Annotated in this window: 21 protein-coding genes; 9 read left to right on the forward strand and 12 right to left on the reverse strand. The window is 70.7% G+C overall.

The features are described from left to right. The first annotated feature begins 80 nt into the window (after positions 1–80). The gene (locus tag MKL11_RS22845) at positions 81–647 is read left to right on the forward strand and encodes a PAS domain-containing protein (RefSeq protein WP_243947555.1); all 567 of its coding nucleotides are present in this window, start codon (positions 81–83) and stop codon (positions 645–647) included. Positions 648–799: 152 nt separating this feature from the next. On the opposite strand, the gene MKL11_RS22850 is transcribed toward MKL11_RS22845, so the two are convergent. The 3 genes from MKL11_RS22850 to MKL11_RS22860 all read right to left on the reverse strand — a co-directional run bounded on the left by MKL11_RS22850 (position 800) and on the right by MKL11_RS22860 (position 6234). Beyond that, positions 800–1234 carry a GlcG/HbpS family heme-binding protein gene (locus tag MKL11_RS22850; RefSeq protein WP_243947557.1) on the reverse strand — a complete coding sequence of 145 codons (435 nt, stop codon included), beginning with the start codon at positions 1232–1234 and terminating at the stop codon, positions 800–802. Between the two features lie 414 nt (positions 1235–1648). Beyond that, complete coding sequence (locus tag MKL11_RS22855; protein ID WP_243947559.1) at positions 1649–4957, reverse strand: DEAD/DEAH box helicase; 3309 nt, start codon at positions 4955–4957, stop codon at positions 1649–1651. Positions 4958–5085: 128 nt separating this feature from the next. Then, positions 5086–6234 (reverse strand): acyl-CoA dehydrogenase family protein, encoded by a 1149-nt coding sequence (locus MKL11_RS22860; protein WP_243947561.1) that lies wholly within the window; start codon positions 6232–6234, stop codon positions 5086–5088. A 295-nt stretch (positions 6235–6529) separates the two neighbouring features. Here MKL11_RS22860 and MKL11_RS22865 point away from each other — a divergent pair, with 295 nt between their 5' ends. Then, positions 6530–8575 (forward strand): ATP-binding protein, encoded by a 2046-nt coding sequence (locus tag MKL11_RS22865; protein WP_243947819.1) that lies wholly within the window; start codon positions 6530–6532, stop codon positions 8573–8575. 153 nt (positions 8576–8728) lie between these two features. On the opposite strand, the gene MKL11_RS22870 is transcribed toward MKL11_RS22865, so the two are convergent. Further along, positions 8729–9775 carry a DUF2891 domain-containing protein gene (locus MKL11_RS22870; protein WP_243947564.1) on the reverse strand — a complete coding sequence of 349 codons (1047 nt, stop codon included), beginning with the start codon at positions 9773–9775 and terminating at the stop codon, positions 8729–8731. 111 nt (positions 9776–9886) lie between these two features. Between MKL11_RS22870 and MKL11_RS22875 the strand changes: the two genes are divergently transcribed. Further along, positions 9887–10642, forward strand: a complete 756-nt coding sequence (locus MKL11_RS22875; RefSeq protein WP_243947566.1) for a CDP-diacylglycerol diphosphatase — start codon at positions 9887–9889, stop codon at positions 10640–10642. A gap of 10 nt (positions 10643–10652) precedes the next feature. Here MKL11_RS22875 and MKL11_RS22880 read toward each other — a convergent pair whose 3' ends face one another. Next, a complete protein-coding gene (locus tag MKL11_RS22880) occupies positions 10653–11558 on the reverse strand; it encodes a LysR family transcriptional regulator (RefSeq protein WP_243947568.1) in 906 nt (301 codons plus the stop codon). Between the two features lie 176 nt (positions 11559–11734). On the opposite strand from MKL11_RS22880, the gene MKL11_RS22885 reads away from it, so the two are divergent. The 5 genes from MKL11_RS22885 (at position 11735) to MKL11_RS22905 (ending at position 18388) form a co-directional block, all read left to right on the forward strand. Further along, a complete protein-coding gene (locus MKL11_RS22885) occupies positions 11735–13255 on the forward strand; it encodes an ABC transporter substrate-binding protein (RefSeq protein WP_243947570.1) in 1521 nt (506 codons plus the stop codon). Between the two features lie 196 nt (positions 13256–13451). Next, on the forward strand, positions 13452–14369 hold the full coding sequence (locus tag MKL11_RS22890; protein ID WP_243947572.1) for an ABC transporter permease: 918 nt from the start codon (positions 13452–13454) through the stop codon (positions 14367–14369). A gap of 7 nt (positions 14370–14376) precedes the next feature. Further along, a complete protein-coding gene (locus tag MKL11_RS22895; protein ID WP_243947574.1) occupies positions 14377–15312 on the forward strand; it encodes an ABC transporter permease in 936 nt (311 codons plus the stop codon). A gap of 46 nt (positions 15313–15358) precedes the next feature. Beyond that, positions 15359–16780 carry a M20 family metallopeptidase gene (locus tag MKL11_RS22900; RefSeq protein WP_243947576.1) on the forward strand — a complete coding sequence of 474 codons (1422 nt, stop codon included), beginning with the start codon at positions 15359–15361 and terminating at the stop codon, positions 16778–16780. A gap of 3 nt (positions 16781–16783) precedes the next feature. Beyond that, positions 16784–18388, forward strand: a complete 1605-nt coding sequence (locus MKL11_RS22905) for an ABC transporter ATP-binding protein (RefSeq protein ID WP_243947577.1) — start codon at positions 16784–16786, stop codon at positions 18386–18388. A 520-nt stretch (positions 18389–18908) separates the two neighbouring features. Here MKL11_RS22905 and MKL11_RS22910 read toward each other — a convergent pair. Together MKL11_RS22910 and MKL11_RS22915 are read right to left on the reverse strand one after the other, a co-directional pair. Next, a complete protein-coding gene (locus tag MKL11_RS22910) occupies positions 18909–19358 on the reverse strand; it encodes a MucR family transcriptional regulator (RefSeq protein ID WP_243947579.1) in 450 nt (149 codons plus the stop codon). A 250-nt stretch (positions 19359–19608) separates the two neighbouring features. Further along, a complete protein-coding gene (locus MKL11_RS22915; protein WP_409565899.1) occupies positions 19609–20691 on the reverse strand; it encodes a YeiH family protein in 1083 nt (360 codons plus the stop codon). A gap of 146 nt (positions 20692–20837) precedes the next feature. Here MKL11_RS22915 and MKL11_RS22920 point away from each other — a divergent pair, with 146 nt between their 5' ends. After that, a complete protein-coding gene (locus tag MKL11_RS22920) occupies positions 20838–21080 on the forward strand; it encodes a hypothetical protein (RefSeq protein WP_243947581.1) in 243 nt (80 codons plus the stop codon). A gap of 14 nt (positions 21081–21094) precedes the next feature. Here the strand turns inward: MKL11_RS22920 and MKL11_RS22925 are convergent, their stop codons facing one another. The 5 genes from MKL11_RS22925 to MKL11_RS22945 form a co-directional block, all read right to left on the reverse strand. After that, complete coding sequence (locus MKL11_RS22925) at positions 21095–21421, reverse strand: cytochrome c (RefSeq protein WP_243947583.1); 327 nt, start codon at positions 21419–21421, stop codon at positions 21095–21097. A gap of 11 nt (positions 21422–21432) precedes the next feature. Continuing rightward, positions 21433–22635, reverse strand: coding sequence for a molybdopterin-dependent oxidoreductase (locus MKL11_RS22930; protein WP_243947584.1), 1203 nt, complete (start codon positions 22633–22635; stop codon positions 21433–21435). A 288-nt stretch (positions 22636–22923) separates the two neighbouring features. Beyond that, the gene (locus tag MKL11_RS22935) at positions 22924–23844 is read right to left on the reverse strand and encodes an ABC transporter permease (RefSeq protein ID WP_243947586.1); all 921 of its coding nucleotides are present in this window, start codon (positions 23842–23844) and stop codon (positions 22924–22926) included. Beyond that, positions 23837–24607, reverse strand: coding sequence for an ABC transporter ATP-binding protein (locus MKL11_RS22940; RefSeq protein ID WP_243947588.1), 771 nt, complete (start codon positions 24605–24607; stop codon positions 23837–23839). The genes MKL11_RS22935 and MKL11_RS22940 overlap by 8 nt, the downstream gene beginning before the upstream one ends. A 407-nt stretch (positions 24608–25014) precedes the next feature. Next, positions 25015–26154: an amidohydrolase/deacetylase family metallohydrolase gene (locus MKL11_RS22945; protein WP_243947589.1), complete on the reverse strand. Its 1140-nt coding sequence runs from the start codon at positions 26152–26154 to the stop codon at positions 25015–25017. Positions 26155–26161: the final 7 nt, after the last annotated feature.

Consider the following 26161-nt stretch of genomic DNA (forward strand, 5'->3'; position numbering starts at 1 on the left):
GCGTGTCGCCACGGCCTGTGTCGCAGCGGGTTGTCGGGTGCCGGTCGATGGACAGGCCGCAGCCGGGGTTGGGGGATTGAATGGCGTTGGCGTCGACGGCGGCCTCCGCCCTGCAGGATGCGGGCTTTGTCGGGACCTGGGACACGGATGTCCTGGCCGGCCGATCGGTGCTCGATGCGGGGGCGGCCGCCTTGCTGTCCGGGGATTCGAGCTTTGCCGGCAAGCCGTTGCCGCTGGATGTCGCCCTCGGGCGCATCCATCCCGAGGATCGCGGCTGGGTCTTCGACCGGATCCGCACGGTGCGCCGGACGGGCGGCATGGTCTCGCTGGAGTTCCGGGTCCTGAGTGAGACCGGCCACGTGCGCTGGATCCTCAATCGCGGCCGCCTGGCCCCCGATCCGGTCGGCGCGCTGCGGGGGCGCGGCGCCTATATCGACGTGACGGATCTCCATGCCGGCTCGTCACCGGTCACGAACGGCGTCGAGCCGGCTCAGGCCACGCACCTGGAAGCTGCGGCCGATCAGTGCATCCGGGTCCATTCCGCGCTCGAGCGCCACGGCGACGAGAACCTCCGGCTGATCTCGCGCCTGTTGCTGCTCGGAATCGGCCGGGCGATCGCGGAGCGGACCTCCAAAAAGCTTGTTTGACCCGTCGCTCCGACCCTCAACCTCATCTTAGGGGAGAGGGGGATATCCGTCGCTCGGAACCGTTTTCCGACCGCGATCGCGACGTCAGATGTGACGCGCTTGCTTACGCCAGATCGGGATCGGTTTCGGCGGCGAACGCTCCGGAACCGGATTCAGGTCCGCCAGGGATGGGCCGGGAGTTCGGTCCGGCCGATCGCCTGGGCGCCGGCCTCCGCTACGATGTGATCGTTCTCCACCGTCGAGCCGCTGACGCCGATCGCGCCCGACATGACCCCGTCGGCGTCGACGATCGGGATGCCGCCCGGGAAGGTGATCAACCCGTCGTTGGAATGCTCGATGCCGTAGAGCGGGCCGCCGGGCTGGGACAGCTGGCCGATCTGGCCGGTCATCATCCCGAAGAACACCGACGTCTTGGCCTTCTTGTGAGCGATGTCGATCGAGCCGACCCAGGCGTCGTCCATGCGGTGAAACGCCTTCAGGTTGCCGCCGGAATCGACCACCGCGATGCACATCTGGGTATCGAGCTCTTTGGCCTTCGCCCGTGCCGCGGCGATCGCCCGCTCGGCTTGCTCAATCGTGACGTGCATAGTGCCTCCCTGGTTGGCCCCGGGAATGCACAGGCTCGCGAGACGGTTCCGGCGGGCCCGGGCATCACCCGTTGCGGTTGAGAAGGCCCGAGCGGAGGCTCCCGGTCAACTCCGGGACCATGTCTGTCGCTCTTTTGGGCTATCGAGGCACGACAGGCCGGGTGCCCGCCTTGCACGGGGTCATGGGCACCCGGCCATGCGGCCGTACCGGAGACGAAAGGGCAAGAGACCCCGGTACAACGGTAGGACCCGACCGATCCGGCGTGCCAGCCGATGGCGCGCGGAGTTCGGAGCGGGATATGGCCAGCCGCAGATGGGCTGCGGCGTGCCCGCTGTCACTGATACGTTCGTACCGGTCCGGCCCCGGCAGCGCTCACAAGCGCGTGACCGTGAGGGTTGCCGACGAGAGCCGCCTCACGTGGCGCGCTCCCGGGCGGCCCGGATGCGGTCGAGGAGGTCGGCCGCCAAGCCGGCGCGGGCCTCCGCGTCGGCACAGGGCCGGCGCCAGACCACCCGGCCCTGGCGCAGGACGATCCCGTCCTCGGCAGCCATCGGCGGCAGCGGCCGGTCGGACCGGAGATCGGCCGCGACGCCCTGGGGACCGCCGCTGAGCCGGGCCACGCCCAGTCCGCAGCAGGCGGCGCGCAGCCGCGCCAGGGTGAACAGGGCCAGGACCGGCGCCGGGGCTGCGCCGAAGCGGTCCTCGACCTCTCCGGCCAGGGCCTCGATCGCCTCGCCATCGCGCAGGCGCAGCAGCCGCGTGTAGAGGCTGAGGCGGATCTCGGGCTCGGGCACGTAATCCGCCGGGATCCGGCTCGGCAGCCCGATCTCGATCTCCGGGCTCCAATCCTCGGCCGGCTCGCCCTTGGCGGCGGTCAGCGCCAGCTGCAGCAGGTGCTGGTAGAGGCCGAGCCCGACCAGCTTGGCGTGGCCGGCCTGGTCCTCGCCGACGAGATCGCCGGCGCCGCGCAGGTCGAGGTCGTGGGCGCTGACCGCGAAGCCGGCGCCGAGCCGGTCCAACGCCTCCAGGGCGCGCAGGCGCTGCAAAGCTGCGGGCGGGGGCGGTGCGGCCGGATCGCTGAGCAGGTGGACGACGCCGCGCCGCTGGCCGCGGCCGACCCGGCCGCGCAGCTGGTGGAGCTGGGCCAGGCCGAACCGGGCCGCCTCCCAGACCAGCATGGTGTTGGCCCGGGGGACGTCCAGCCCGCTCTCCACGATGGCGGTGGCGAGCAGCACGTCGCCGTCCCCGTCGGCGAAGCGGACCATGACCTCGTCCATGGCCGAGGGCTTGAGGTCGCCATGCGCCACAAGCACGTCGAGGCCCGGCACGAGGCCGCGCAGGCGCTCGGCCATGGGGGCGATGTCCTCGATGCGCGGGCAGACCACGAAGCTCTGGCCGCCGCGGCGATGCTCGCGGATCAGCGCTTCGTGGATCGCATCGGCATCGAAGGGGGCCACCACGGTCCGGACCGGCTGGCGCATCGCCGGGGGCGTGGCGATCACGCTCAGGCTCTGGAGACCGATAAGCGCCGCCTGGAGCGTGCGCGGGATCGGCGTGGCGGTAAGCGTCAGCACGTGACCGCCGGCGGCGAGGCGGCGCAGATCAGCCTTCATCCTGGCGCCGAAGCGCTGCTCCTCGTCGATCACGGTCAGGCCGAGATCGGAAAAGCGCACGCCGCGGGCGGCCAGCGCCTGGGTGCCGACCACGAGCCGGATCGAGCCGTCGGCCAGACCGGCCCTCACCCGCTTGGCCTCGGCCGGCGAGACCAGGCGCGAGAGCTGCGCGACCTCGATGCCGAACCGGCCGAACCGGCGGCGCAGGGTCTCGACGTGCTGGCGGGCCAGGACCGTGGTCGGGGCGATCAGGGCAGCCTGTTTGCCGGCAAAAATCGTCGCCGCCAGCGCCCGGAGCGCGACCTCGGTCTTGCCGAACCCGACATCGCCGCAGACCAGCCGGTCCATCGGACGCCCGGAGGCAAGGTCGGCCATCAGCGCGTCCACCGCGGCGGCCTGGTCGGGGGTCGGGGCGAAGCCGAAACCGGCGGCGAACCGCTCCATGTCGCGGGGCGGCGGCGCCAGGATTGGGGCCTCGGTGTCCCGGCGGGCGCGGGCAGATTCCAGCATCACCCGGGCGGTCCGGGCCATGGTGGCCTCGGCCTCCAGGCGGCGGCGGGCCCAGGTGCCGCCGTCGAGCTTGTCGAGGGTGACCGCGTCGGGCTCCGGGCCGTAGCGCCAGATCCGGTCGGCCTGGGTGACCGGCACCATCAGGATCGCGTCACCGGCAAAGCGAAGACGCAACGCCTCGGAGGGTTCGTCGTCCGCGCCGACGCCCTGCGGGCTCGCGACGGGCTCCAGCCCCTCGAACACGCACAGGCCGTGGTCGCGGTCGACCGCCACGTCGCCGGGGCGCAGATCGACTTCACCCATCGGCAGGATCGCCCGGGCGGGGCCCGTCACCGCGGCGTCCGGCCCGAACAGGTCGGCGGCTGCGAACACCGTCGCGCCCCGGGCCGGGACCCGGAAGCCGGCCCGGATCGGCGCCTCCAGCGCGAGGATGTCGCCTGCCGCCGCCTCGACGAGATCCGACCAGCCGTCGATCAGCCGGACCGGGCGCTCGGCGATCTTGCCGGCCTGGCGCACGAGGCGCCGGAGCGGCTGGCGCGAGCCGGCCAGCACGACCACGTCGCCGGCCTTCAGCCGCTCGCGCATCGCCTTGGCGAAGGCGGCCTCCGGCCGGCGATCCCGGGCGAAGACCGGGATCCCGACCGGCTCGGCCGCGGCGTCCGTGGCCATGGCCCGGGTGCGCGCCGCCATGAGGTCCCGCCACGCCTTGGGCTCGAGGTAGAGACCGCCGCCGTCGGCCGGCCGGCCGCCGCGGGGTGCCCGCCGGGCCCCGGCCTCGTCCATCTGCTCGTAGAAGGCGTCGACCCGGGCCTGGGTGCCGTCCTCGACCACGAGCCGGGCCTCGGGCACGTAATCCAGCAGGGTGACGAGGCGGGGATAGTAGCGGTCCAGGCGGTGCTCCTGGCCGGTGAAGGGTTCGAAGCTCTGGCCGGAATCCGGCGCCAGGACGATCTCGGTGGCCGGGTCGATCACCAGATCGGCGACCTCGGCGACGGAACGCTGCGAGATCGGGTCGTAGGAGCGGATCGCGGTGACCCGGCCGTCGGCGTGCTCGATCCGGCAGGGGCGCGGCGCCGCGGCGGGAAACACCTCGACAGTGCGGCCCCGGACGGCGATCTCGCCCGGCTCGTCGACCCGCTCGTCGAGGATGTAGCCGAGGCGCTGAAGGTCGGCGGTCACGGCGGCGACGTCGAGGGGATCGCCGACCCGCAGGGTCACCCGGGCCGTGGCCCAGGTCTCGGGCGGAGGCACCCGCTGGATCAGCGCCGGGGCCGTGGTCAGCACGAAGCCCGGCAGGGCGTCGCGGTCGGTGAGCCAGCGCAGCGTGGCGGCCCGAGCGCCCATCATGGCCCGCGACGGCGAGGCATGGTCCAGGGGCAGGCAGTCCCATTCCGGGTAGACGGCGACCCGCGTCTCGGGGTCGAGGGCCCGGAGCGTTGCGGCCAGCTCCTCCAGCCGCCGGGCGTCGCGGGCGACGTGGACCAGGGGGGCCGCGTTCTCGGCCAGATCCAGGAGCGCCACCGCGAGAGCGCCGGTCGGCATCAGCGGCGCGTCCTCGGTCTCCGGATGGGTGACCGTCTTCGTCCTGCGCTTGGCCATGCTGATCCGAACCTGTCCCGGATGCTGCAAACGCCGGGTGGCGGTCGGGGCTCCCGCCCGAAGCGATCGGGTCCACAGACGCGATGCCGCATTCGAAAAAGCTTGCGTCCCGAATCCGACCCTTCGGGTCAGGCCTCGTCCAGCCAGAGCGCGCCGCTCACCTGCGGGCACCGCAGCACGTGGCGGGCGCCTTCGGTGAGCGCCCGGTCGGGACCGGGCTGGCGCAGGTAGGTAGCGAGATCGCGGGTGAGGCGCTCCAGCGGGTGGTCGCGCAGGAAGCCCTGCAGGCCGACCGAGCGCTGCGCCAATTCCAGCAGGTCGAGCCCGGCGCGCTCGACCGCGAGGCGCGCGAGGTTCACGTAGGCGATGATCCCGTCCGGGTCGCCCTCCTCCCCCACGATGGCGGCCGCCCGCGTCACCCAGAGGCGGGCGGTCTCGGCGGCGATCACGCCCTCGCCGAGGCGGGCGAGCTGATGCGGATCCGCGCCGCGGCCGGTGGCGACGAGGTGGCCGCGCCACGCGTCGAGCAAAGCCTCCAGGCCGCCGAGCTGAACCGCGAGGAAGCGCCAGGCGCCCCCCGAGAAATGCGGCTGGGCCTGGTAATCGTCCGGGGCGCCCACGAGGGTGAAGCTTTCGGCGCCGAGCCCGGTGAAATCGACGGTGCCGGTGGCCGAGGCCCGCATCCCCTGCGCCCGCCAGGCCGACAGGTCCGCCCGCGCGCCGGGTTCGAGGGCGACGACGATCATCTGCGAGCCGCCGGTGGCGGGCTGCGCGGTCACGAGGGCGCGGGTCACGAACCCCGCCCCCGACGCGAAGGTTTTTACGCCCTTGAGGACCGGGGCAGCGCCGGTGGCGTCGATCGTGAGGCCGTCGCCCGGCGGCTCAGTGTTCCAGACCCCGAACAGGTGGCCCTGCGCGGCATCGGCGAGCAGGTGGTTGCGGGTCTCGCCGACGGCGTAGCGGGCGACGAGCTGGACCGCGTTGACATGGCCCTCGTAGACCCGCCCCAGCGCGAGGCTGCCGGACCCGACATGGGTGAGCACGGCCCGCAGGACCGCCCCGTCCGGCTCCTCGCCGAGGCCTGCGCCGCCGTCCCGCCGGGGGACCGGCGCGGCGAGCAGGCCGAGCCGGGCCAGCGCCGCCACATCCGCGGCCGGAAAGCCGCCGTCGTGATCGTGGCGTCCGGCCCAACGCGCCGCGCCGGCCGCGACCGCGCGCGCCGCCGCAACCAGATCGCCACGGGTGTCCCGGACGATGTCGTCGAGTCTGAGGTCCACGCCGGCTCCAGTTGAAACACGCTCACACGGGCAACCCGCCGCCCCTTCCTGCGATACGGCGTGCGACGATACTGCACATCCTGAAGGCTCGGGCGATGGCGCCGAGCAACCCCGGCGGCGCGTCGATCTGCGCCGGGCGGATTCGCGTCGCAGAGAGGCCGCGCGTTGTAGGGAGAACCGGCTTAACGAGTTGTCCGGCGGCCGCCGATACATCCCCGTGAGATCGACTTCCATCGACGCACTTGGGGGGGTCGGAGCCGTGGGCTATGACGCAGCCGTGTCGCGGAACGAGACCATGTCCTGCCCGTCGGGCTTCGAACGCCACCACCCCCGGCGCCTCGCGGCGCTGCGCAGCTACGCGGTCCTCGACACCCCGCCGGAACCCGCCTGCGACGAAATCGCCCGGATCGCGGCCGCGGCCTGCGGCACCGCGCTGGCGCGGATCACCTTCGTCGACGCTGACCGGCACTGGACCCAGGCCGTCGTGGGCGCGGACACGCGGGACGGGTTCTCCGACCCCGGCCCCGACCTCGAGACCCTGTGCCGGGGCGGCGTGTTCGTGCGGCCGGATGGCGGCGCGGGCGCGCCGGGCCCGCGCTTCTACGCCGGCGTCCCGCTCGTCACCCCCGACGGCTGGGCGATCGGCACGCTCAGCGTCCTCGATCGCGCGCCGCGGCGCCTCACCGAGCCGCAGGCCTCCATCCTGGAGACGCTGGCCCGGACCCTCATGCGCCTGCTGGAGGCCCGGCGCGCCGCGGCGGCCCGGCACCGGGACGAGGCTTTGCTGCAGTCCCGGGCGGATCGCCTGGAGGCGCAGGTCGCCGCCCAGACCCGGGACCGCGACCGGGTCTGGACCCTGTCGCCCGTGCTCAAGATCGTCTCGGCCAGGGACGGGCAGGTCCAGGCGGTGAACCCGTCCTGGAGCCGGGCGCTCGGCTGGTCCGAGGCGGAAACCCTGGGTCGGACAGCCCTCGACTTCATCGCCCCCCCGGACCGCGAGGCGGCGGCCGTGGCGCTCAAGCCCCTCTGCGAGGGCCGCCGGGTCGAGGATGTCGAGCTGGCCTGCACGACCCGCGACGGCGGCTGGCGGCGGGTGCTGTGGACCGTCGTCCCGGAGGATGGCCTGTTCTACGGCTTCGGGCGCGACATCACCGAGCAGCGCCACGCCGAGGAGGCCCTGCGGCAATCGCAGAAGCTGGAGGCGATCGGCCAGCTCACCGGCGGCGTCGCCCACGACTTCAACAACCTGCTGACCATCATCCGCTCGTCGGTGGAGTTCCTGCGCCGGCCGGAACTCGCCGAGGAGCGCCGGCGCCGCTACCTCGACGCCGTCTCCGACACGGTGGACCGGGCCGCCAAGCTCACCGGCCAGCTCCTGGCGTTCGCCCGGCGCCAGGCGCTCAAGCCCCAGGTCTTCGACATCTGCGAGCGCCTGCGCAGCATCTCCGACATGCTCGATTCGGTCACGGGCGCCCGAATCCACGTGGAGACCGAGCTGCCCGGCACGCCCTGCTTCGTGCGGGCCGACGAGAGCCAGTTCGAGACGGCGCTGATCAACATGGCGGTGAATGCCCGCGATGCGATGGACGGGGAAGGCAGCCTGACCCTGCGCCTCGAGAGCGGCCGCCCGATGCCCCCGATCCGCGGCCATGCCGGCGCACCGGGGCCGTTCGTGGCGGTGGTGGTGATCGATACCGGCGCCGGTATTCCGGCCCCGGATCTTGGCCGGATCTTCGAGCCGTTCTTCACCACCAAGGAGATCGGCAAGGGCACCGGGCTGGGGCTCAGCCAGGTCATCGGCTTCGCCAAGCAATCGGGCGGCGATATCGACGTGGCGAGCCTGCCCGGGAGCGGCACCCGCTTCACCCTCTACCTGCCGCAGGTCGACGCCCCCGCGGAGGCGGCCGATCCCGGCCGCGACGACCGGCGCGAGCCGGAGCCGCAGCGGAGCCTGTGCATCCTGGTCGTGGAGGACAATCTCGGGGTCGGGCGCTTCTGCACCCAGATCCTCGAGGATCTCGGCCATGCGCCGATCTGGGCGAAATCCGCCGAGGAGGCGCTGACCGAGCTGGACCGGACGCCCGCCCGCTTCGACGCGGTCTTCTCGGACGTGGTCATGCCCGGGATGGGCGGCGTCGCCCTCGCCCGGCAGCTGCAGAGCACCCGCCCGGACCTGCCGGTGGTCCTGACCTCGGGCTACAGTCACATCCTGGCCACCGACGACGCGCACGGATTCATGCTGGTGCGCAAGCCGTATTCGGCCGAGCAGCTCGCCCAGGTGCTCTACGAGGCGACACAGCGCCGGAATGGACGGGGAACCAGGCCTCCGCTCTCCGGTTGATGCGACGCAGCATAGCGATGGCGTCGCCGTGCTGCTGCCCCTCGTGGGCGTTTCCTCCCAAGACTTCGGGCCGCTCTTTCGGGGGCGGTCCTTTTTTTGTTCGTGCCCGGCGTTCGGCCGACAGGGACCAACGTCGCCTGCGGCCGAAAGTTCTCAAGAACTTCTCAGCCTTCGGTGGCGCGGATCGGATTCTGATCCGGTGTCCAGCGCCAGCAATGCGAAGGTCGCGAGCCAGTGCTCGCCCATGTAATCGCCGGTCACGTGCGGGAGGCCGGCCTCCAGATGCGTCTCGGCGGCGGCCTGAAGCGGCTGGCGGCGGGGATCGTCCCGGTCCAGGGCGGCGGCGAGCGCCCGGAAACACCAGGCGCGGCTGAGGTTCAGCCCGTCGAGATGGGCGATCTTGCCGTCGCTGCGGTCGGTCACGGTGGCGGGCCGGAACAGGGTCGTGGGCCGCCCCGCGGCGAGATCCGGCAGGAACCGGTCGAACCAGGGCCGGAATCTTTCCGCCGGCAGGAGCCGGCGCAGGCACTCGGCCTCGATCAGCGCGGAGGACAGGAAGTCGTCGCCCCCCGGCTCGCCCCAGGCCGGGCAATCCGTGTCCGCCCCGTACCAGCGCTCGGCGGTGCGCAGAAGCAGGTCGGACAGGGATGCGTCCTGCGCGCCCTCGGCGTAGTCGGCCGCCAGCCGCAGCGCGAAGGCGGTGTTGAAATGCGTCCCCACCCGCACCGGATAGGGGGCGACCGGCAGGAAGTCCCGGACCCGCTGCGCGATCATCCCGGTGAGCGGCGCCAGGGCCTCGGCCCAGCGGCGCTCGGGCAGGCGGGACAATGCGTCGGCGAGCTTCAGGAGCCAGGCCCAGCCATAGGGCCGCTCGTAGCCCCGGGCGGTCGGGGCGGCGAAATAGGCGCATTCCCCGGCAATCTTGTCGGGTACCAGTTGCGCGTCGAACTGCGTGCGGATCGCTCCGGCCTGCGCGCCGTCCGGAAACAGCCGCAGCACCCGCGCCAGCAGCCAGTATCCGTGGACGCAGGAATGCCAATCGTAGCTGCCGTGGAAGACCGGATGCAAAGCCGCGGGGGTGCGCGCATCCTCGGGGCCGGCCAGGACATGGCCGGGCTTGTTGGGATATTCGCGGCTGACGTGTCCGAGGGCAAGTGCCGCGAAGCGGGCGCCGATCTCCGGGGTGAGCGCGTTCGGCATCGCGAGACGTCCCATGCGGCACCGGGTGCTTTGCCGGCGCGGTCCGAGACGGTTATCGCACGCGGGGCGAGCCGGGCAGCCCCCGGCGCCCCAGCCTCATCGGGTCCTTCCATGCGCCGCGCGCCGATCGCCGTCCTCCTCGTCGCCCTCGCGATGCCGGCCGCGGCGGCGCCGGACCCGACCCGGGACGTGCTGTGGGCCGCGCTGAAGACCTGCGTGCTCGCCAAGCGGATCGCCGACCGGACGTTTCCGTGCCTCTCGGTCGATCTCGGCGACACGAATCGCCCCGGCTCGGCGGTCCTGCGCGCGCCCGGCGAGCCGACCCACATCGTGGTGATGCCCACCGATACCGTGGCCGGGCTCGAAGCCCCGGTCCTGCGCGGGCCGCGCGGGGCTGCCTATTGGCGGGCGGCGCTGGCGGCGCGCCCGTTCGTGTCGGACGCCTTGAAGGGCAGGCTGCCGCCGGAGGCGGTGGGGCTGGCGGTCAATTCGGCCCGGGGGCGGAGCCAGGACCAGCTCCACATCCATCTCGATTGCCTGAAGCCCAGCGTGCTGGCCGCCGTGAAGGCGCATGGCCGCCAGATCCACGGGACCTGGACCCGCTTCCCGGTGCCGCTCGCCGGCGATCGCTACCACGCGATGCGGGTGCCGGCCGCCGAGGCCGAGCGCTTCAACCCGTTCGCGGCCCTGCGCACCCTGCCGGGCCCTCGGCCGGACCTGCACCGGACGAGCTTTGCGGCGCTCGCCACGCCGCCGGGCGACCCCGAGCCGGGTTTCCTGCTGCTGGCCTTCCGGGCGCCGAGCGCCAGCGCAGAGGACGTGATGGACCATAGCTGCGCCGTCGCCGCGGGCCGCGGCGGGGCCTGAAGGCGGCGTCCTAAGCGACATCTACCGGCGGCGGCAGCGCGTCCATGAGCTGGCGCAGGAAGCCCCGCACCGCCCGGGGCAGCCGCCGGTCGCGCATGGCCTGGACCTGGATGCCCCTGGCAAGGCTCGCCCGGGCGCGGATCGGCAGGCTGACCAGGGCGTTCAGGTCCACCGGCGTCCGCACCGACAGCGCCGACATCAGCGCGAGCCCGCGCGAGTTGCGCACGAACGGCAGCAGGGCGGCGAGGTTGTTGGCGGTCAGCACCGGCTCGACCACGATGCCCTCGTGCAGGCAGGCGGCGTCGAACACCTGCCGCAGGGTCGTGTCCCGGGTCGGCAGGGCGACGGGATAGTTCGGCAGATCGGCGAGTTGCACGACCCTCGCCCGCGCCAGGGGATGGTCGGGGGCTGTGAGCGCCCGCATGTCGACCCGCCCGTCATACAGCACCTCGACCTGGGTGGTCGGCGCGAGCGCGAAGGTGATGCCGAGATCGGCCTCGCCCGCGGCCACCATCTGGGTCACCTGGGCGGGGGGCAGCACCGTCACCTCGAAGCGCAGGCCGGGATGGGCGGCGTGGAAGGACGCCACGGCGTTCGGCACGATGTCGAGCGCGAACCCCTCGGAACTCGCCACCCGGATCAGGCCCCGGGCCAGGCCTTTCAGTTCGCGGATCTCGGTGACCACCTGCTCGGAGCGGATCAGCATCTGGTGCGCGTGCTGGGCCAGGAGTTCGCCGGCCGGGCTCGGCACCATGCCGCGCGGGCGCCGCTCGAACAGCACGCAATCGAGTTCGGCCTCGAGGTTGGCGACCTGCCGGCTGATCGCCGAGGCGGCGACGTTGAGCTGGGCCGAGGCCGCCGCGATCGAGCCGGTGCGCGCGACCGCCAGGAAGTAGCGCAGCCCGGTTATCTGCATTATCCTGCCTCACGATCACTTATTCCGCATCTCCGTTGCCGAAAGGGCAATGCAGCGCTCGCCAAATTCTACTTGTTGCGATCCCAGATGCACAACATCATGGCAGGGTGAAAAAGGCGGCAGTCGCGGAATCTCTTCGCTCGACCTGCCGCCGCGCCGTCGGAGACGGAGTCGACATGCCGATACGGACGATCACCTTCGGGGCTTCTCTGGCCGCCCTGGTCGCTGTGAGCCCGGCGCTGGCCGGCAAGGCCGACGACACCCTGGTCTACGCCTCGGACAGCGAGCCGGAGAACGTCAGCCCGTATCACAACAGCGCCCGCGAGGGCGTGATCCTGGCCCGGAACTGCTGGGACACGCTGCTGTACCGGGACCCCAAGGACGGCAGCTACAAGCCGATGCTGGCCACCGCCTGGACCTGGGCGGACGACACGACCCTCGACCTCACGATCCGCGAGGGCGTGACCTTCCACAACGGCGACCCGCTCGGACCCGAGGACGTGGCCTTCACGTTCAACTACGTGCTGACGCCGGAGGCCCGCACGGTCACCCGCCAGAACGTCGACTGGATGAAGTCGGTGGAGGTCACTGGCCCGCACAGCGTGCGGATCCACCTCAAGGCGCCGTTCCCGGCGGCGCTGGAATACCTCGCCGGCCCGACCCCGATCTTCCCGGCCGCCTACTTCAAAAAGGTCGGCCTCGACCGCTTCGCCAGGGCGCCGGTCGGCAGCGGCCCCTACCGGATCACCAAGGTCGACAGCGGCCGCGGCGTCAGCATGGAGCGCTTCGCCCAGTACTGGGCCGGCAGCCCGCTCGGGAAGCCGAAGATCGGCAAGCTCCAGTTCCGGGTCATCCCGGACGGCGAGAGCCGGATGGCCGAATTGATGACCGGCGGCGTCGACTGGATCTGGCGGGTGCCGAGCGATCAGGCCGAGCAGCTGCGCGCCGCCCCCAACGTCACCGTGCTCAATTCCGAGACCATGCGGGTCGGTTTCCTGCAGTTCGATACGCTCGGCCGCGCCCGGGAGAACTCGCCGCTCAAGGACGTGCGCGTCCGGCAGGCGATTTCCTACGCCATCGACCGCAAGGCGATGGTCGACAACCTCGTGCGCGGCGCCTCCCGGGTGATGAACGCGCTCTGCTTCGTCGACCAGTTCGGCTGCACCGACCAGGGTGTGATGCGCTATCCCTATGATCCGGCCAAGGCCAAGGCGCTGCTGAAGGAAGCCGGCTACGGAAACGGCTTCGAGATCGATCTCGGCGCCTACCGCGAGCGGGACTACGCCGAGGCGGTGATCGGCTATCTCGGGGCGGTCGGCATCACGGTGCGGCTCAACTACCTGCGCTACGCCGCGTTCCGGGATTCCCTGCGGGCCGGCAAGATCTCGATCGGCTACCAGACCTGGGGGTCGTTCTCGGTGCTGGACGTCTCGGCCTTCGACGGGGTGTATTTCCGCGGCGGCGAGGAGGACCTGACCAAGGACCCACAGGTGATCGCCGACCTGCAGGCGGGCGACGGCTCGACCGATCCAGAGACGCGCAAGGCCGCCTACGCCAAGGCGCTGCAGCGGATCGCGGCCCAGGCCTACGCCCTGCCGATGTTCTCCTATGCCACCAACTACGCCTTCACGTCGGACCTGAGCTTCACCGCCCAGCCGGACGAGGTGCCGCGCTTCTACGCGGCGTCCTGGAAGTGAGGGGGGTGACCGCGTCGCGACCGGCCCCCTCTCCCGTGCGGGAGAGAGTTGGTGTGAGGGGTGCGACCTCTCCGGAAAGTTCTCGTCCCTCACCCTGTCCCTCTCCCGCACGGGAGAGGGGACCCGCGATCCGTCCGGATCCCGTCAGCACCAACCGATCCGTCGTCTCCCGTCGCCAGGAAGGAGCCAGGACCCCATGCTGACCTTCACCCTCCGGCGCGTCCTGGTCGCCCTGGCGGTGGCCTTCACGGTCTCGGTGGCGAGTTTCCTGCTGCTTCACCTATCCGGCGACCTCGCCACCGCCATCGCCGGCCCCGAATCCACGGGGCCGCAGATCGAGGCGATCCGGAGGGAATACGGCCTGGACCAGCCCCTGGTCACCCAGTTCCTGACCTGGGCCTGGCGGGCGCTGCACCTCGATTTCGGCAATTCCTTCTACTTCCGCGAGCGAGTGATCGACCTGCTCGCCGCCCGCCTGCCGATCACGCTCTATCTCGGCTTCATCGCGCTCGGCGTGGCTCTGTTCGTGGCGGTGCCGCTCGGGGTGATCGCCGCGGTCCGCCGCGATACCTGGATCGACCGGCTCGCCCTGTCGGTCTCGGTGCTCGGCCAGGCGATGCCGAGCTTCTGGTTCGGCCTGACCCTGATCCTGATTTTTTCCGTCAACCTCCGCTGGCTGCCGGTCTCGGGCAACGCCACCTGGAAGAACTTCATCTTGCCCGCGGTGGCGCTCGGCTATTACGCCATGCCGGCGGTGATGCGGCTCACCCGCAACGGCATGCTGGAGGTGTTGGCCTCCGACTACGTCCGCACCGCCCGGGCCAAGGGGCTGCCGCCGCGAAAAATCCTGGTGCGGCATGCGCTGCGCAACGCCGTGATCCCGGTGATCGCCCTGTCGGCGGTGCAGTTCGGCTTCATGCTCGGCGGCTCGATCGCGATCGAGGCGGTGTTCTCGCTCCAGGGGCTCGGGCAACTCGCCTGGGAATCCATCGCCCGCAACGACTTCCCGGTGGTCCAGGCGATCGTGCTGGTGCTGGCGATGATCTACATCGGCCTGACCCTGGCGGCCGACCTGCTGAACGCCTTCCTCGATCCGCGCCTGCGCCAAGCCTGAGGTCGCGATGAGCCTGCCCCCCGACACGGCGGCGCTCGCCGCCCCCGCCCTCCGGCCGGACGCGCCGAACGCCCTGGCGCCGGTGCCCTCCCCCACCCGCCTCATCCTGCGGCGGGGCCTGCGCCACACGGGCTTCCTGATCGGCGCCGGGATCCTCGGGCTGATCGTGATGGCGGCTTTGGCCGCCCCGTTGATCGCCCCGCACGACCCCTACGCGCAGGATGTCTCGCGCCGCCTGATCCCGCCGATCTGGCAGGCCAAGGGCACCTGGGACCACGTGCTCGGCACCGACAAGCTCGGGCGCGACTATCTCAGCCGCCTGCTCTACGGCGGCCAGATCTCCCTCCTGATCGGGATCTCGGCGGCTTTGATCTCCGGGCTGATCGGCACGGTGCTCGGCCTCTGCGCCGGCTATTTCGGCGGCTGGGTCGATTCGCTGGTGAGCTACATCGTGACCACCCGGCTGGCGATGCCGGTGGTGCTGGTGGCGCTCGCCATGGCGTCGCTGGTCGGCGGTTCGCTGAAGGTCGTGGTGCTGGTGCTCGGCTTCCTGCTCTGGGATCGCTTCGCCGTGGTGACCCGGGCCGCCACCCAGCAGATCCGCAACCAGGATTTCGTCTCGGCGGCCCGCGCCTCGGGCCTCACCGACCTGCGCATCGTGCTCCAGGAGATCCTGCCCAACATCCTCAACGCGCTGATCGTCGTGGCGACCTTGGAGATGGCGCACGCGATCCTGCTGGAGGCCGCCCTGTCGTTCCTGGGGCTCGGGGTGCAGCCGCCGCTGCCGTCCTGGGGCCTGATGATCGCCGAGGGCAAGCAGTACATGTTCTTCCAGCCCTGGGTGATCACCATCCCGGGCGTGGCCCTCCTCCTGCTCGTGCTGGCGATCAATCTTCTGGGCGATGGCCTGCGGGACATCACCGCCCCCGAGGCGCGCCACTGACGCGGCCGGCCGGCACGGCACCAAAATGTTTCACGGGAAACACACCATGACGCGAGACGACGCCATCGCGCGCGCCACAGAGGCCTTCGATTCGGGCGCGTTCCTCGCGCTCCTACGGGAGGCGGTGGCGATGCCCACCGAGAGCCAGGCCCCCGGCCAAGAGGCGGCGCTCCGCGCCTATCTCGACGCCTTCGTCATGCCGTTGGTCGCCCGGCTCGGCTTCGAGACGCCGAAGACCTCTCCCAACCCGGATGGGGTACACGGCCCCTTCCTCATCGCCGAGCGGCACGAGGGCGCGGAGCTGCCGACCGTGCTGATCTACGGCCACGGCGACACGGTGCGGGGCTATCCCGAGCAGTGGCGTGAAGGGCTCGGGCCCTGGGAGATCGTGGTCGAGGGCGACCGCTGGTACGGGCGCGGCACCGCCGACAACAAGGGCCAGCACGTCCTCAACCTCGCCGCCCTGGAGCAGGTGATCGCGGCGCGCGACGGCCGTCTGGGCTTCAACGTGAAGCTGCTGATCGAGATGGGCGAGGAAGCCGGCTCCCCGGGCCTGCGGCCGTTCTGCCGGGCGCAGGCCGAGGCCCTGCGCGCCGACGTGCTGATCGCCTCGGACGGGCCGCGGCTCAGTGCCGAGCGGCCAACGGTGTTCCTGGGCTCCCGCGGCGCCTACAATTTCGAGCTGAGCCTCGTCTTACGCGAGGGGCCGCACCATTCCGGCAATTGGGGCGGCCTGCTGCGCAACCCCGGCACGGTGCTAGCCTCGGCGATCGCCTCGATGGTCGATGCCCGCGGCAGTATTTTGGTCGAGGCCCTGCGGCCGCCGCCGATCCCCGAGGGCGTGCGCGCCGCGCTCCGCGACATCCGTGTCGGCGAGGACCCAAGCGCGCCGACGATCGACGCCGATTGGGGCGAGCCCGGGCTCAGCCCGGCCGAGCGCGTCTTCGCCTGGAACACCCTGGAGGTGCTGGCCTTCAAGACCGGCGATCCGGACGGGCCGCTCAACGCCGTGCCGGCCCACGCCAAGGCGACCCTGCAGTTGCGCTTCGTAGTCGGCACCGACTGGCAGAACCTGATCCCAAACGTGCGCGCCCATCTCGACGCGCACGGTTTTTCGATGATCGAGGTCCGGCCGGCCCGCGCCGCGGAGGTCTTCCAGGCGACGCGGCTGCCCGTTGAAGACCCCTGGGTCGAATGGGCCCTGGAGTCGATCGAGGCAAGTTCCGGAAAAAAGCCGGCGCTGCTGCCGAATCTCGGCGGCTCGCTGCCGAACGACGCCTTCTCGGAGATCCTGGGCTTGCCGACCCTCTGGGTGCCGCATTCCTACCCGGCCTGCCGCCAGCACGGGCCGGACGAGCACGTGCTCGCCTCCAGCACCCGGGAGGGCCTGGCGATCATGGCCGGGCTGTTCTGGGATCTCGGCGAGGCCGGCCCGGACATTTTGCGCCGCCGCGCAGCGAGGACCTGACCCATGAGCGAGCCGGTCGTGCGCATCCGCGACCTGACGATCGCGCTCCCCAAGGGCGCCGACCGTCCGCATGCCGTCGAGGGCCTGAACCTCGATCTGGAGCCCGGAAAGATCCTCTGCGTGGTCGGGGAATCGGGCTCGGGCAAGTCGATGAGCGCCTACGCGCTCACCGGCCTGCTGCCCCGGGCACTCAAGCCCGTGGGCGGCTCGATCCTGTTCGAGGGACGGGATCTGCTGGCCCTGGACGAGCCGGCCTGGCGCGCCCTGCGCGGAAAGCGCATCGCCATGGTGTTCCAGGAGCCGATGACGGCGCTCAACCCGGTGATGCGCATCGGCGACCAGATCGCCGAGATGTTCGAGGCGCATAACCTGCTCACCCGGGCCGAGCGGCGCGCCCGGGCGGTGGCGCTCGCCACCGAGGTCGGGCTGCCCAATCCCGAGGAGGCGGTGCGGGCCTATCCGCACCAGCTCTCCGGCGGCCAGCGGCAGCGGGCGATGATCGCCATGGCGCTGGCCCTGGAGCCGTCGGTCCTGGTCGCCGACGAGCCGACCACGGCGCTCGACGTCACCACCCAGGCCCAGATCCTGCGGCTGATCCGCGACCTGCAGCGCAAGCGCGGGATGAGCGTCCTGTTCATCACCCACGATTTCGGCGTGGTCGCCGAGATCGCCGACCACGTGGCGGTGCTCCAGCGCGGCCGGCTGGTGGAATCGGGATCTGCCGAGGCGGTGTTGCACAATCCGCAGGCGCCCTACACCCGGGCGCTGCTCGCCGCGGTGCCGAGCCTGACGCCGCCGCAACGCGCGGCGGTGCAGGCCGCCCCGGTCGCCCTGTCGGTGATCGGATTGTCCAAGACCTACACCACCAAGGCCGGCCTGTTCGGCAAGCCCCGGGTGGTCGCGGCCGTCAAGGACGTCGCCTTCGACGTGCGGCGCGGCGAGACGCTGGGACTGGTCGGCGAATCGGGATCCGGCAAATCGACAACGGCGCGGCTGGCGATCCGGCTGATCGAGCCCGACGGCGGCACCGTCCGGCTCGGCAGCCTGGACTACACCGCCCTCCGCAGCGCGGAGCTGCGGCACCAGCGCAGCCGCATCCAGATGATCTTCCAGGACCCGTTCGCCTCCCTGAACCCACGGCGCACCGTGGAGCAGATCATCATCGCGGGCCCGATCGCCCACGGCGTGCCGGTCGCGGAGGCGCGGGAGCGCGCCCGGAACCTCCTCGACCTCGTCGGCCTCGATCCCAAGGCGGCCGCCCGCTACCCGAACGCCTTCTCGGGCGGCCAGCGCCAGCGCATCGGCATCGCCCGCGCGCTCGCCATGGAGCCGGACGTGCTGGTGGCCGACGAGGCGGTCTCGGCGCTCGACGTCTCGGTCCAGCGCCAAGTGCTGGACCTGCTCGAGGAGTTGAAACAGCGGCTGTCGTTGGCGATGCTGTTCATCACCCACGACCTGCGGGTGGCGGCGACGATCTGCGATCGGATCGCCGTGATGCATCGCGGCACCATCGTGGAGATGCGCGGCACGGCCGACCTGTTCGCTGCGCCAGAGCACGCCTACACGCGCAGCCTGCTGGCCGCGGTACCGGGGGCGCGGGCCTCATAGCCGATGGGCCGGGACGTCCTGGCCTCTCCCTGGAACGCCGTGGGACACAGAGACAAGTTTTTTGGACGGACGCGGTCTGTTTCGCGTCGGGCCGACCGGTAGAATGGCGGCGTTGTCGAGGGCCGAGCGCCCCGGCGGATCTACGGCCGACCGCAACGTCCGTCCCCGCTCGTTCCTCGAATGCGGACGAGGACTTTTGACGTGTCGTTCTCAGCCAAGCCCGATGATCCCTGGTCTCCGCGCAGGCGGACCCAGCCGGATGCGCAGCCGTCCCGGCGCCAGGGATCGGCGCATCGGGCCACGCACAGGCCTGACACCGCCAAACGCCCCCCCCAAGTGCCGGCGGCGATCGCTGAGGTTGCCGAAGTCGTCGGCGCTCGCATCATCCACTTGAGCTGGGCCGACACCTTCGGGCGGCCGCCCCGTGCCTGGTGGCCCGGAATGACCGCCTGCGTGCTGCCGTTCCGCCCGCGGCAAACAGCGGCCGATTGCGCGTGAGCGGCCGGCGCCGAAGCGCCGATCAGCCGTTCGTGCCGGTCCTGCGCTCTTCGGCGCGGGCACCCGGAACGCCGAGGCCGATCGCCTTGGCGAGGGCCGAGCGCTGCGCGGCATAGCCCGGCGCCGTCATCGGATAGTCGGCCGGCAGGCTGTAGCGCTCGCGATACCGCTCCGGCGTCAGGCCGTGGGCCGTCAGGTGACGCTTCAGCGTCTTGTACGACCGGCCGTCGATGAAGCTGATGATGCCGTCCTGCTGGACCGACTTGCGGATTTGCGCCGCGTTCGGCGGCTCGATCACGGGCTCGGCCTCGACCGGCAGCTTCCGGCCGAGATTGACCAGCGCGCCGTGCACACTCGCGATCAGCGCCGGCAGGGCGGCCGGCGGGACGGGATTGTTCGAGACATAGGCCGCGACGACGTCGCCGACCAGCACGGCGAGTTCGGTGCTGCTCTCAGGAATCGTTTCGGGCACAGCGCAAATTCCAGTCCAAGATTTCGTTGTTGACACCATGTGTCCAAAGCAAAAATCATCTCGATGTCAAGATGTTTTCTTCAGCCGATCGGACCGGTCAGACGCATTTTAATGCATCTCTAAGGAAACCGATTTTCCAGGTGTCTGTCTTCGCCGAGCGTATCGATCGCGTTGCTTGGGCATTGAGACACGGATTTACAGAAAATTCTAAATACGAGACTCAGAATCCAATCAGGATCTGCGCACACACTCAGCCGATCCCGAGGCCGTGAATAAGCCCGAGGCTGACGGCGACGAGGACGGCCAGGGATGCGGTCACCGCCAGCGTCACCCGGCCGCCGACCCGGGCGAGCACACGCACATCGACGCCGAGCCCCAGGGCCGCCATGGACAGCACCGTCAGCACGCCCGCGAGTTGCGTCAGGGGCTTGACCGCCGCGTCCGGGATGAGCCCGAGGGAGCGGGACGTGGCGAGCGCCAGAAAGCCCAGGATGAACCACGGCACCAGCTTGGTCAGGCCGGGGCGCCTCTTCGCGCCGGTCGGGTCCGTTCCGGCCTCCCGCGGCAGGCGCGGGGCGATCAGCGAGAACGCCACCACCACGGGTCCGAGCATCAGCACGCGCACGAGCTTGACCAGGGTGCCGACCTGGGTGGACAGCAGGCTCACCGGCACGGTTGCGGCCAGCACCTGCGGCACCGCGTAGACGGTAAGCCCGGCCAGGACGCCGTACTGGTTGTCGCTCAACCCCGCGAAGGGCACGAACAGCGGCAGCCCCAGCACCATCAGCACGCCGAGCACCGCCGTGAACGCGATGGCGGCCGCGATGTCCTTGGGCTGGGCCCCGATCACCGGCGCCACGGCGGCGATGGCCGAGTTGCCGCAGATCGCGTTGCCGCACGCCACCAGGATCGCCATCCGAGGCGGCAGGCCGAGCGCCCGACAGATCCCGACACTGGCCGCGATGCCGATCACCACGGTGCCGACGATGCCGGCCAGCAGCGCCGGGCCGGAGGCCAGGATCGCTCCGAGGCTGAGGGAGGCGCCGAGCAGGACGACGGCGACTTCCAGGAGTTGCTTGGCCGAGAACGCGATGCCGGTGCGGAACCGGGCATCTGGCGTCCAGGCGGTGCGGACCGCGATGCCGATCAGGATCGCCAGCACCAGGGCCTCGACATAGGGATGGCCGGCGACGCGCTCCTCGAGGGCCTGCGCGGCCATCGCCAGGGCGGTGATCGCCGCGCACAGGCCGATGCCCGGCAGCACGGAGGCGGCGGATGCGCCGCCCGCGGCCGTCTCGGTGGTGCCCGTCCGGGACGAGGTTTTGGGGCTCACGACGGGCGCTCCGCGGTCGGCATCACGGCAAAGGGAAGAAAACGTTTGTCGCGAACGCGCAAGAGAGAAGGACGCTCTACAGCAAGAGAAATCTTCGGAAGACGCGTCCATTGCAGCGCGGGGGTCGGAGCGCGACATTCACGATCATGCGCACCACCCCTGACAGCCGGTCGACGACGATGGCGTTCGACCCCTTCGGCGAGCCCGTCGCCCAGGGCGTGGCCGAGGCCTGCCCGACCGCTTCGGGTGATCGGACCGCCCGCCGGGTCGGCGGTGCCGTGTTCTGGACGCTCGCGCTCGTGATCCTGGCCGGCCGCATCTATGCCTACGACATGCCGGCGGTGCAGAGCGTCGCCACCTACGCCGCACAAGCGGTTGCGCTGCGCTGAGGCGCGGCGGTCGCTCAATACGTATCTGCCAGATAAGCCGCGATCGCGCGGCCGTCCGCCTCGTCGATTGGCGCGTGGTAGACCTTGATCATCTTGGTCACCTCCGACTCCCAGAACGCCTTGCCTCGGCCCGGCGGCTGCGTGACGATGTAATCGACGGAGTGGCAGGTCTGACAATTGGCCTGCGCCGCCGCAAAGCCCGGCGCCTGGCTGCCGCCCGCCCCATCCTTGGGCATCTTCAGCTCTGCCGTCGGATCCGGCAGCGCGTAGGTTCGCGGTGCGGACAGGGCGGAACCGGCGATCAGGCTGGCGGCCAGCAAACCGAGTAGACGCGCGCGCATCCCGTTTCCCCTCACGCCGCCCGGACCCGGGTGGTCTCGACGCCGTTGCGCATGTAGCCGGACGGGTTCCAGCGCGCGTCCATCGGCTGTGTGCCCCCGTCATTGGCGGTGGCCCGGACCCGGATCGCATGCGCGCCCGGGACCAGGTCCAGGCCGAGCGACCAGGGCCGGAACGCGTAGGGTCCGAGATCCTGCCCCAAAGCCGCCCGTGTCCAGGTCCGGCCGTCGTCGGCGGACACCTCCACAATCCGGATGCCGGAACCGCCGTCGAACGCGATCCCGCGCAGCTGCACGGGGCCGGCCTTGATCTGCGCCCCGTCGGCGAGATTGGTCAGGAACGACCGCACGTTGAGCCGGCCGATCGGCACCGTGACGGCGGCGGCCTGGCCGGGCTCCGTGCAGGCGCAGGGATTGTCCGGGATGCGGTAGGCGCTCTTCATGAAGAAGCCGTCGAACGGCGTGTCCCGGACCGTGATCGCGTTGAGATGCTTGACCCAGTAGGTGCCGTAGAAGCCCGGCACCACGAGGCGCAGGGGAAAGCCGTTGAGCCAGGGCAGGTCTTCGCCGTTCATGGCCCAGGCCAGCATCACCTGCCCGTCGCGGGCATGGTCGAGGCCGAGCGCCTTCACGAAATCCGGGGTCTCGGGCAGGACCGGCCCGTCCATCCCGTCGAACGTCACCTGGACGGCCCCCGGCTTCACGCCGGCCCGATCCAGTACGCGCGTCAAGGGCACGCCGGTCCAGCGGGCGCAGCCCATGGCGCCGTTGCCGAGCTGGCCGCCGGCCATGCGCGGCTCGAAGAAGCCCCGGGAATTGCCCGAGCACTGATTGACGGCGACGATCTCGGTCCGTCCGGGCAGGGCCTTGATCTCGGCGAGCGAGAGCGAGACCGGCCGCTCGACATGGCCGGTGACGCCGAGCCGGAACGTCTCCGGGTCGATCTCCAACGGGATGTCGGCCAGGTGATAGCGGACGAAGAAGGCGTCGTTCGGGGTGAGCGCGCCCTCGTCGAACACCGAGAACGGCGTTTCCAGCTGCGGCGGCCGGGCCGTGGTCTGCAGGAGCGGGCGCTTGCCCGGATAGGTGACCAGCGGGCGCGCGCCATTGCCGAACGGAAGCGCGACCGCCTCGGCCCGGGCGCGCACCGGCGCGGCGGCGGCCGCGAGCGCGCCGAGGCCGCCCTGCAGCAACGTGCGCCGGTCGAGATGAACCATCGTCGCGTCCTTATCCGCAGTCCCGGAGAACCGAGCGATCCTGCGCAGGCGCCCTCCGATCCGGCAACCACGGATGCGGCTCCGACCCGACGGTGTAGCAGAATTTCGTCCGCCGGGCCTGCGGGCTCCGGATCCCGCGCGTTTCACGGGAAACATCGGGTTCCGTTCACGCCAGATCTTCGATCCCGGCCCGAAGAACGCCCGGGATCATCACGGACCATCCCGCATGGACGATGGCGGATCGGCCGGGTCAGCCCCTGCGCGACCTGATGCCAGGCCGGACTTCGATCAGGCCTGCATCCCCCAGCGCCGGATGGTCCGCCGCTCGATCGTCTGGAAGATCAGGTTCTCGACCACGAGGCCGATCAGGATCACGGTGAGCAGGCCGGCGAACACGTTCGGGATGTCGAGCATGTTCTTGTTCTCGAAGATGAACCAGCCGAGCCCGCCCGCCCCGGAGCTGACGCCGAACACCAGCTCGGCGGCGATCAGGGTGCGCCACGCGAAGGCCCAGCCGACCTTCAGGCCGGTGAGGATTGAGGGAAACGCCGCCGGGATCAGGATCTTGGCGATCAGCCGCGGACCCGACAGGCCGTAATTGCGTCCGACCATCTGGAGCGTCCGGCTCACCGACAGGAAGCCGGAATGGGTGTTGAGCGCGATCGCCCAGGTCACCGAGTGGACCAGGACGAAGATCAGGCTGCCGTTGCCTAAGCCGAACCAGATCAGCGCCAGCGGCAGCAGCGCGATCGCCGGCAGCGGGTTGAACATCGAGGTCAGGGTCTCGAGGAGGTCGGTGCCGATCCGCGACGCGATGGCGATGCCGGTGAGCAGGGTCGCCAGCACGATGCCGGCGGCGTAGCCCATCAGCAGCACCTTCAGCGAGCTCCAGGCCCGGGCCGGCAAGGTGCCGTCGGCGACGGCCCGGAAGAACGCCTCCATGGTGGCCGAGAAGGTCGGGAACAGCAGGTCGTTGTCGAGGTAGCGCCCATATGCCTCCCAGATCCCCGCCAGCAGGACCAGGATCAGGATCTTGCGCAGCCAGGCCTGGTTGTAGAGGCGCTCGAAGGCCGAGAGCGGCTTCTCCACCACCGGGGCGCCGTGGGCCTGGCCGGTCTCCCGCACGATCTCGGGGCGGACCGGCTCAACGGCGGCCGGGCGCGGCGGCACGGCCGGGGGAGCATCGGTCAGAAGGGGCGCGCTAGACATTCTCGGCCTCTTGGATCTCCTCGGAGAACAGCATCTGCTGGATGCGGTTTTCGAGCCGCAGCGCCGCTTCCGGGGTGGCGGCGCTGTTGAGCTCGGCCTTGACCTCGCCGGGATGGGGCGAGAGCAGCAGGATGCGCGAACCGAGCTTGATCGCCTCGGGGATCGAGTGCGTGACGAACAGGACCGTGAAGCGCGTCTCCTCCCAGAGCATCATCAGCTCGTCCTGCATGCGCCGCCGGGTGAGCGCGTCCAGCGCCGCGAACGGCTCGTCCATCAGCAGGATGTCGGGCTCCATGGCCATGCCGCGGGCGATGGCGACGCGCTGCTTCATGCCCCCCGACAGGGTGTGCGGGTAGCTGTCGGCGAATTTCGTGAGATTGACCTTGTCGATGTAGAGGTTGGCCCGCTCCAGCGCCTCACGGCCTTTCAGTCGGCCCGAGGCTTCGAGGGCGAAGACCACGTTCTGCCGAACCGTCTTCCACGGCAGGAGCTGGTCGAATTCCTGGAACACCATCATCCGGTCGGGCCCGGGCTCGGTGACCGAGCGGCCCTTCAGCCGGATCTCCCCCTCGGTGGGCGCCATGTAGCCGCCCACCGCCTTGAGCAGGGTCGACTTCCCGCAGCCCGATGGTCCGAGCAGGACGAACCGGTCCCCGGGCCAGACCCGAAAACTCACCCGATAGGTGGCCGTGACGAGGTGGTCGGGCGTCTTGTAGCGAAGCGTGACGCCGTCGACCTCCAGCAGAGGCTGACCCGTACCCATCCATCCTCCCTGGCGCCGCGGCTTGGGCCGCGTGTCGCTGATCGCCCGGAGATGGTCCGGGCCTCACGGCAAAGTGTAGGGTCGATGCGGAGAGGCTGTAAAGCGGTGTATTCTTGATACACTAGGATTGCTGTCCGGATTGAGCCGGTTGTTTTGTCGATCTTGAGCTAATGCGTGGATTCGAAATCAGCCTCGATGCCGACGCGGACGCGTCGCTGAAGGCCGTGTTTCCTACGGCCGCCAGCCGGATCGCTCGGTCAATGATCCTACACCGTCATCGCGAGCGCAGCGAAGCGAGCCAGGGCAGCGTACGATCTCCGAAAGTAGCGTTTCCCTAGGTTGCTTCGCTGCGCTCGCAATGGCGGTGCAGTGTGAACCCTTCGGTGAGAAACCGCATCATCACCACGTCAAACCGGGTGCCACCACTTACCCCGCAGCACAACGCCCTCAGAAAAAATCCGCTGGGCGCCGGTCATGTGCTCGCCCCGCGTGTCCACGTAATCGAACGCCCCGTCCTGCACCGACAGCACGGTGGCGTCGCCGAGCGCCCCGACCTTCAGGGTGCCGTATTCCATCCGCTTCACCGCCACCGCGGCGTTGACCGTGGAGGCGGCGATGACGTCGTGCAGGCTCATGCCGAGGCAGAGCATCTTCGACATGGTGGTGACTTGGTCGAAGGCCGGCCCGTCGATGCAGAGCTGGTGCACGTCGGAGGAGATCGTGTCCGGCAAAAAACCGCCCGCCAGCATGGCCCGGGCGGTCTTGAACGCGAACGAGCCCTTGCCGTGGCCGATATCGAACAGCACGCCCCGGGCCCGGGCCTGGCGGAGCGCCGGCTTGACCGCCCCCTGCGCGGTCACGGGCGAGTTCGGGAACGGCCGGAACGCGTGGGTCAGCACGTCGCCGGGGCGGAGCATCGCCAGAACCTCCTCGTAGCTCGGCGGCGGCTCGTCGATATGGGCCATCAGCGGCAGGCCGGTCTCCTCCGCGACCTGGAGGGCGATGTTGAGCGGCGCAGTGCCCTGGTCGCCGGAGGAGTTGCGCCCGACCCGGACCTTGATGCCGATGATCACGTCGCGGTTGGCCTCGGCGACCTCCACGGCCTCGCGCGGCGCCATCAGCCGCGGATCCTGGCTCTCGCCGACCATAATCGTCTTCGAGAAGGCGTAGATGCCGGCGAACGACACGTGCAGATAGGCGAGGATGCGCGCCTCAGAGCGGTCGATCACGTGCTTGCGAAAGCCCGCGAAATTGCCCGGCCCGGCACTGCCGGTATCCACCGAGGTGGTCACCCCGGAGGTGCGGCAGAAATCGTCGGCGTCGATGCCGATCGAGGTGCCGCCCCAGTAGACATGGGTGTGCAGGTCGATCAGCCCCGGGGTCACGATCGCGCCGCCTATGTTCCGAACCTGCGTCCCCGGGCCCGCGACCAGGTCGCGGCCGAAGCCGGAGACGCGGCCCTCCGCGAAGGCGACGTCGCAGACGCCATCGTGGTTCTGCGACGGGTCGATCACCCGGGCGCCCTTGAGGATCAGGTCGTGCTGCACGGCGGTC

Origin of the sequence: Methylobacterium sp. J-077, assembly GCF_022829365.1 — a bacterium.
GTDB lineage: Bacteria > Pseudomonadota > Alphaproteobacteria > Rhizobiales > Beijerinckiaceae > Methylobacterium.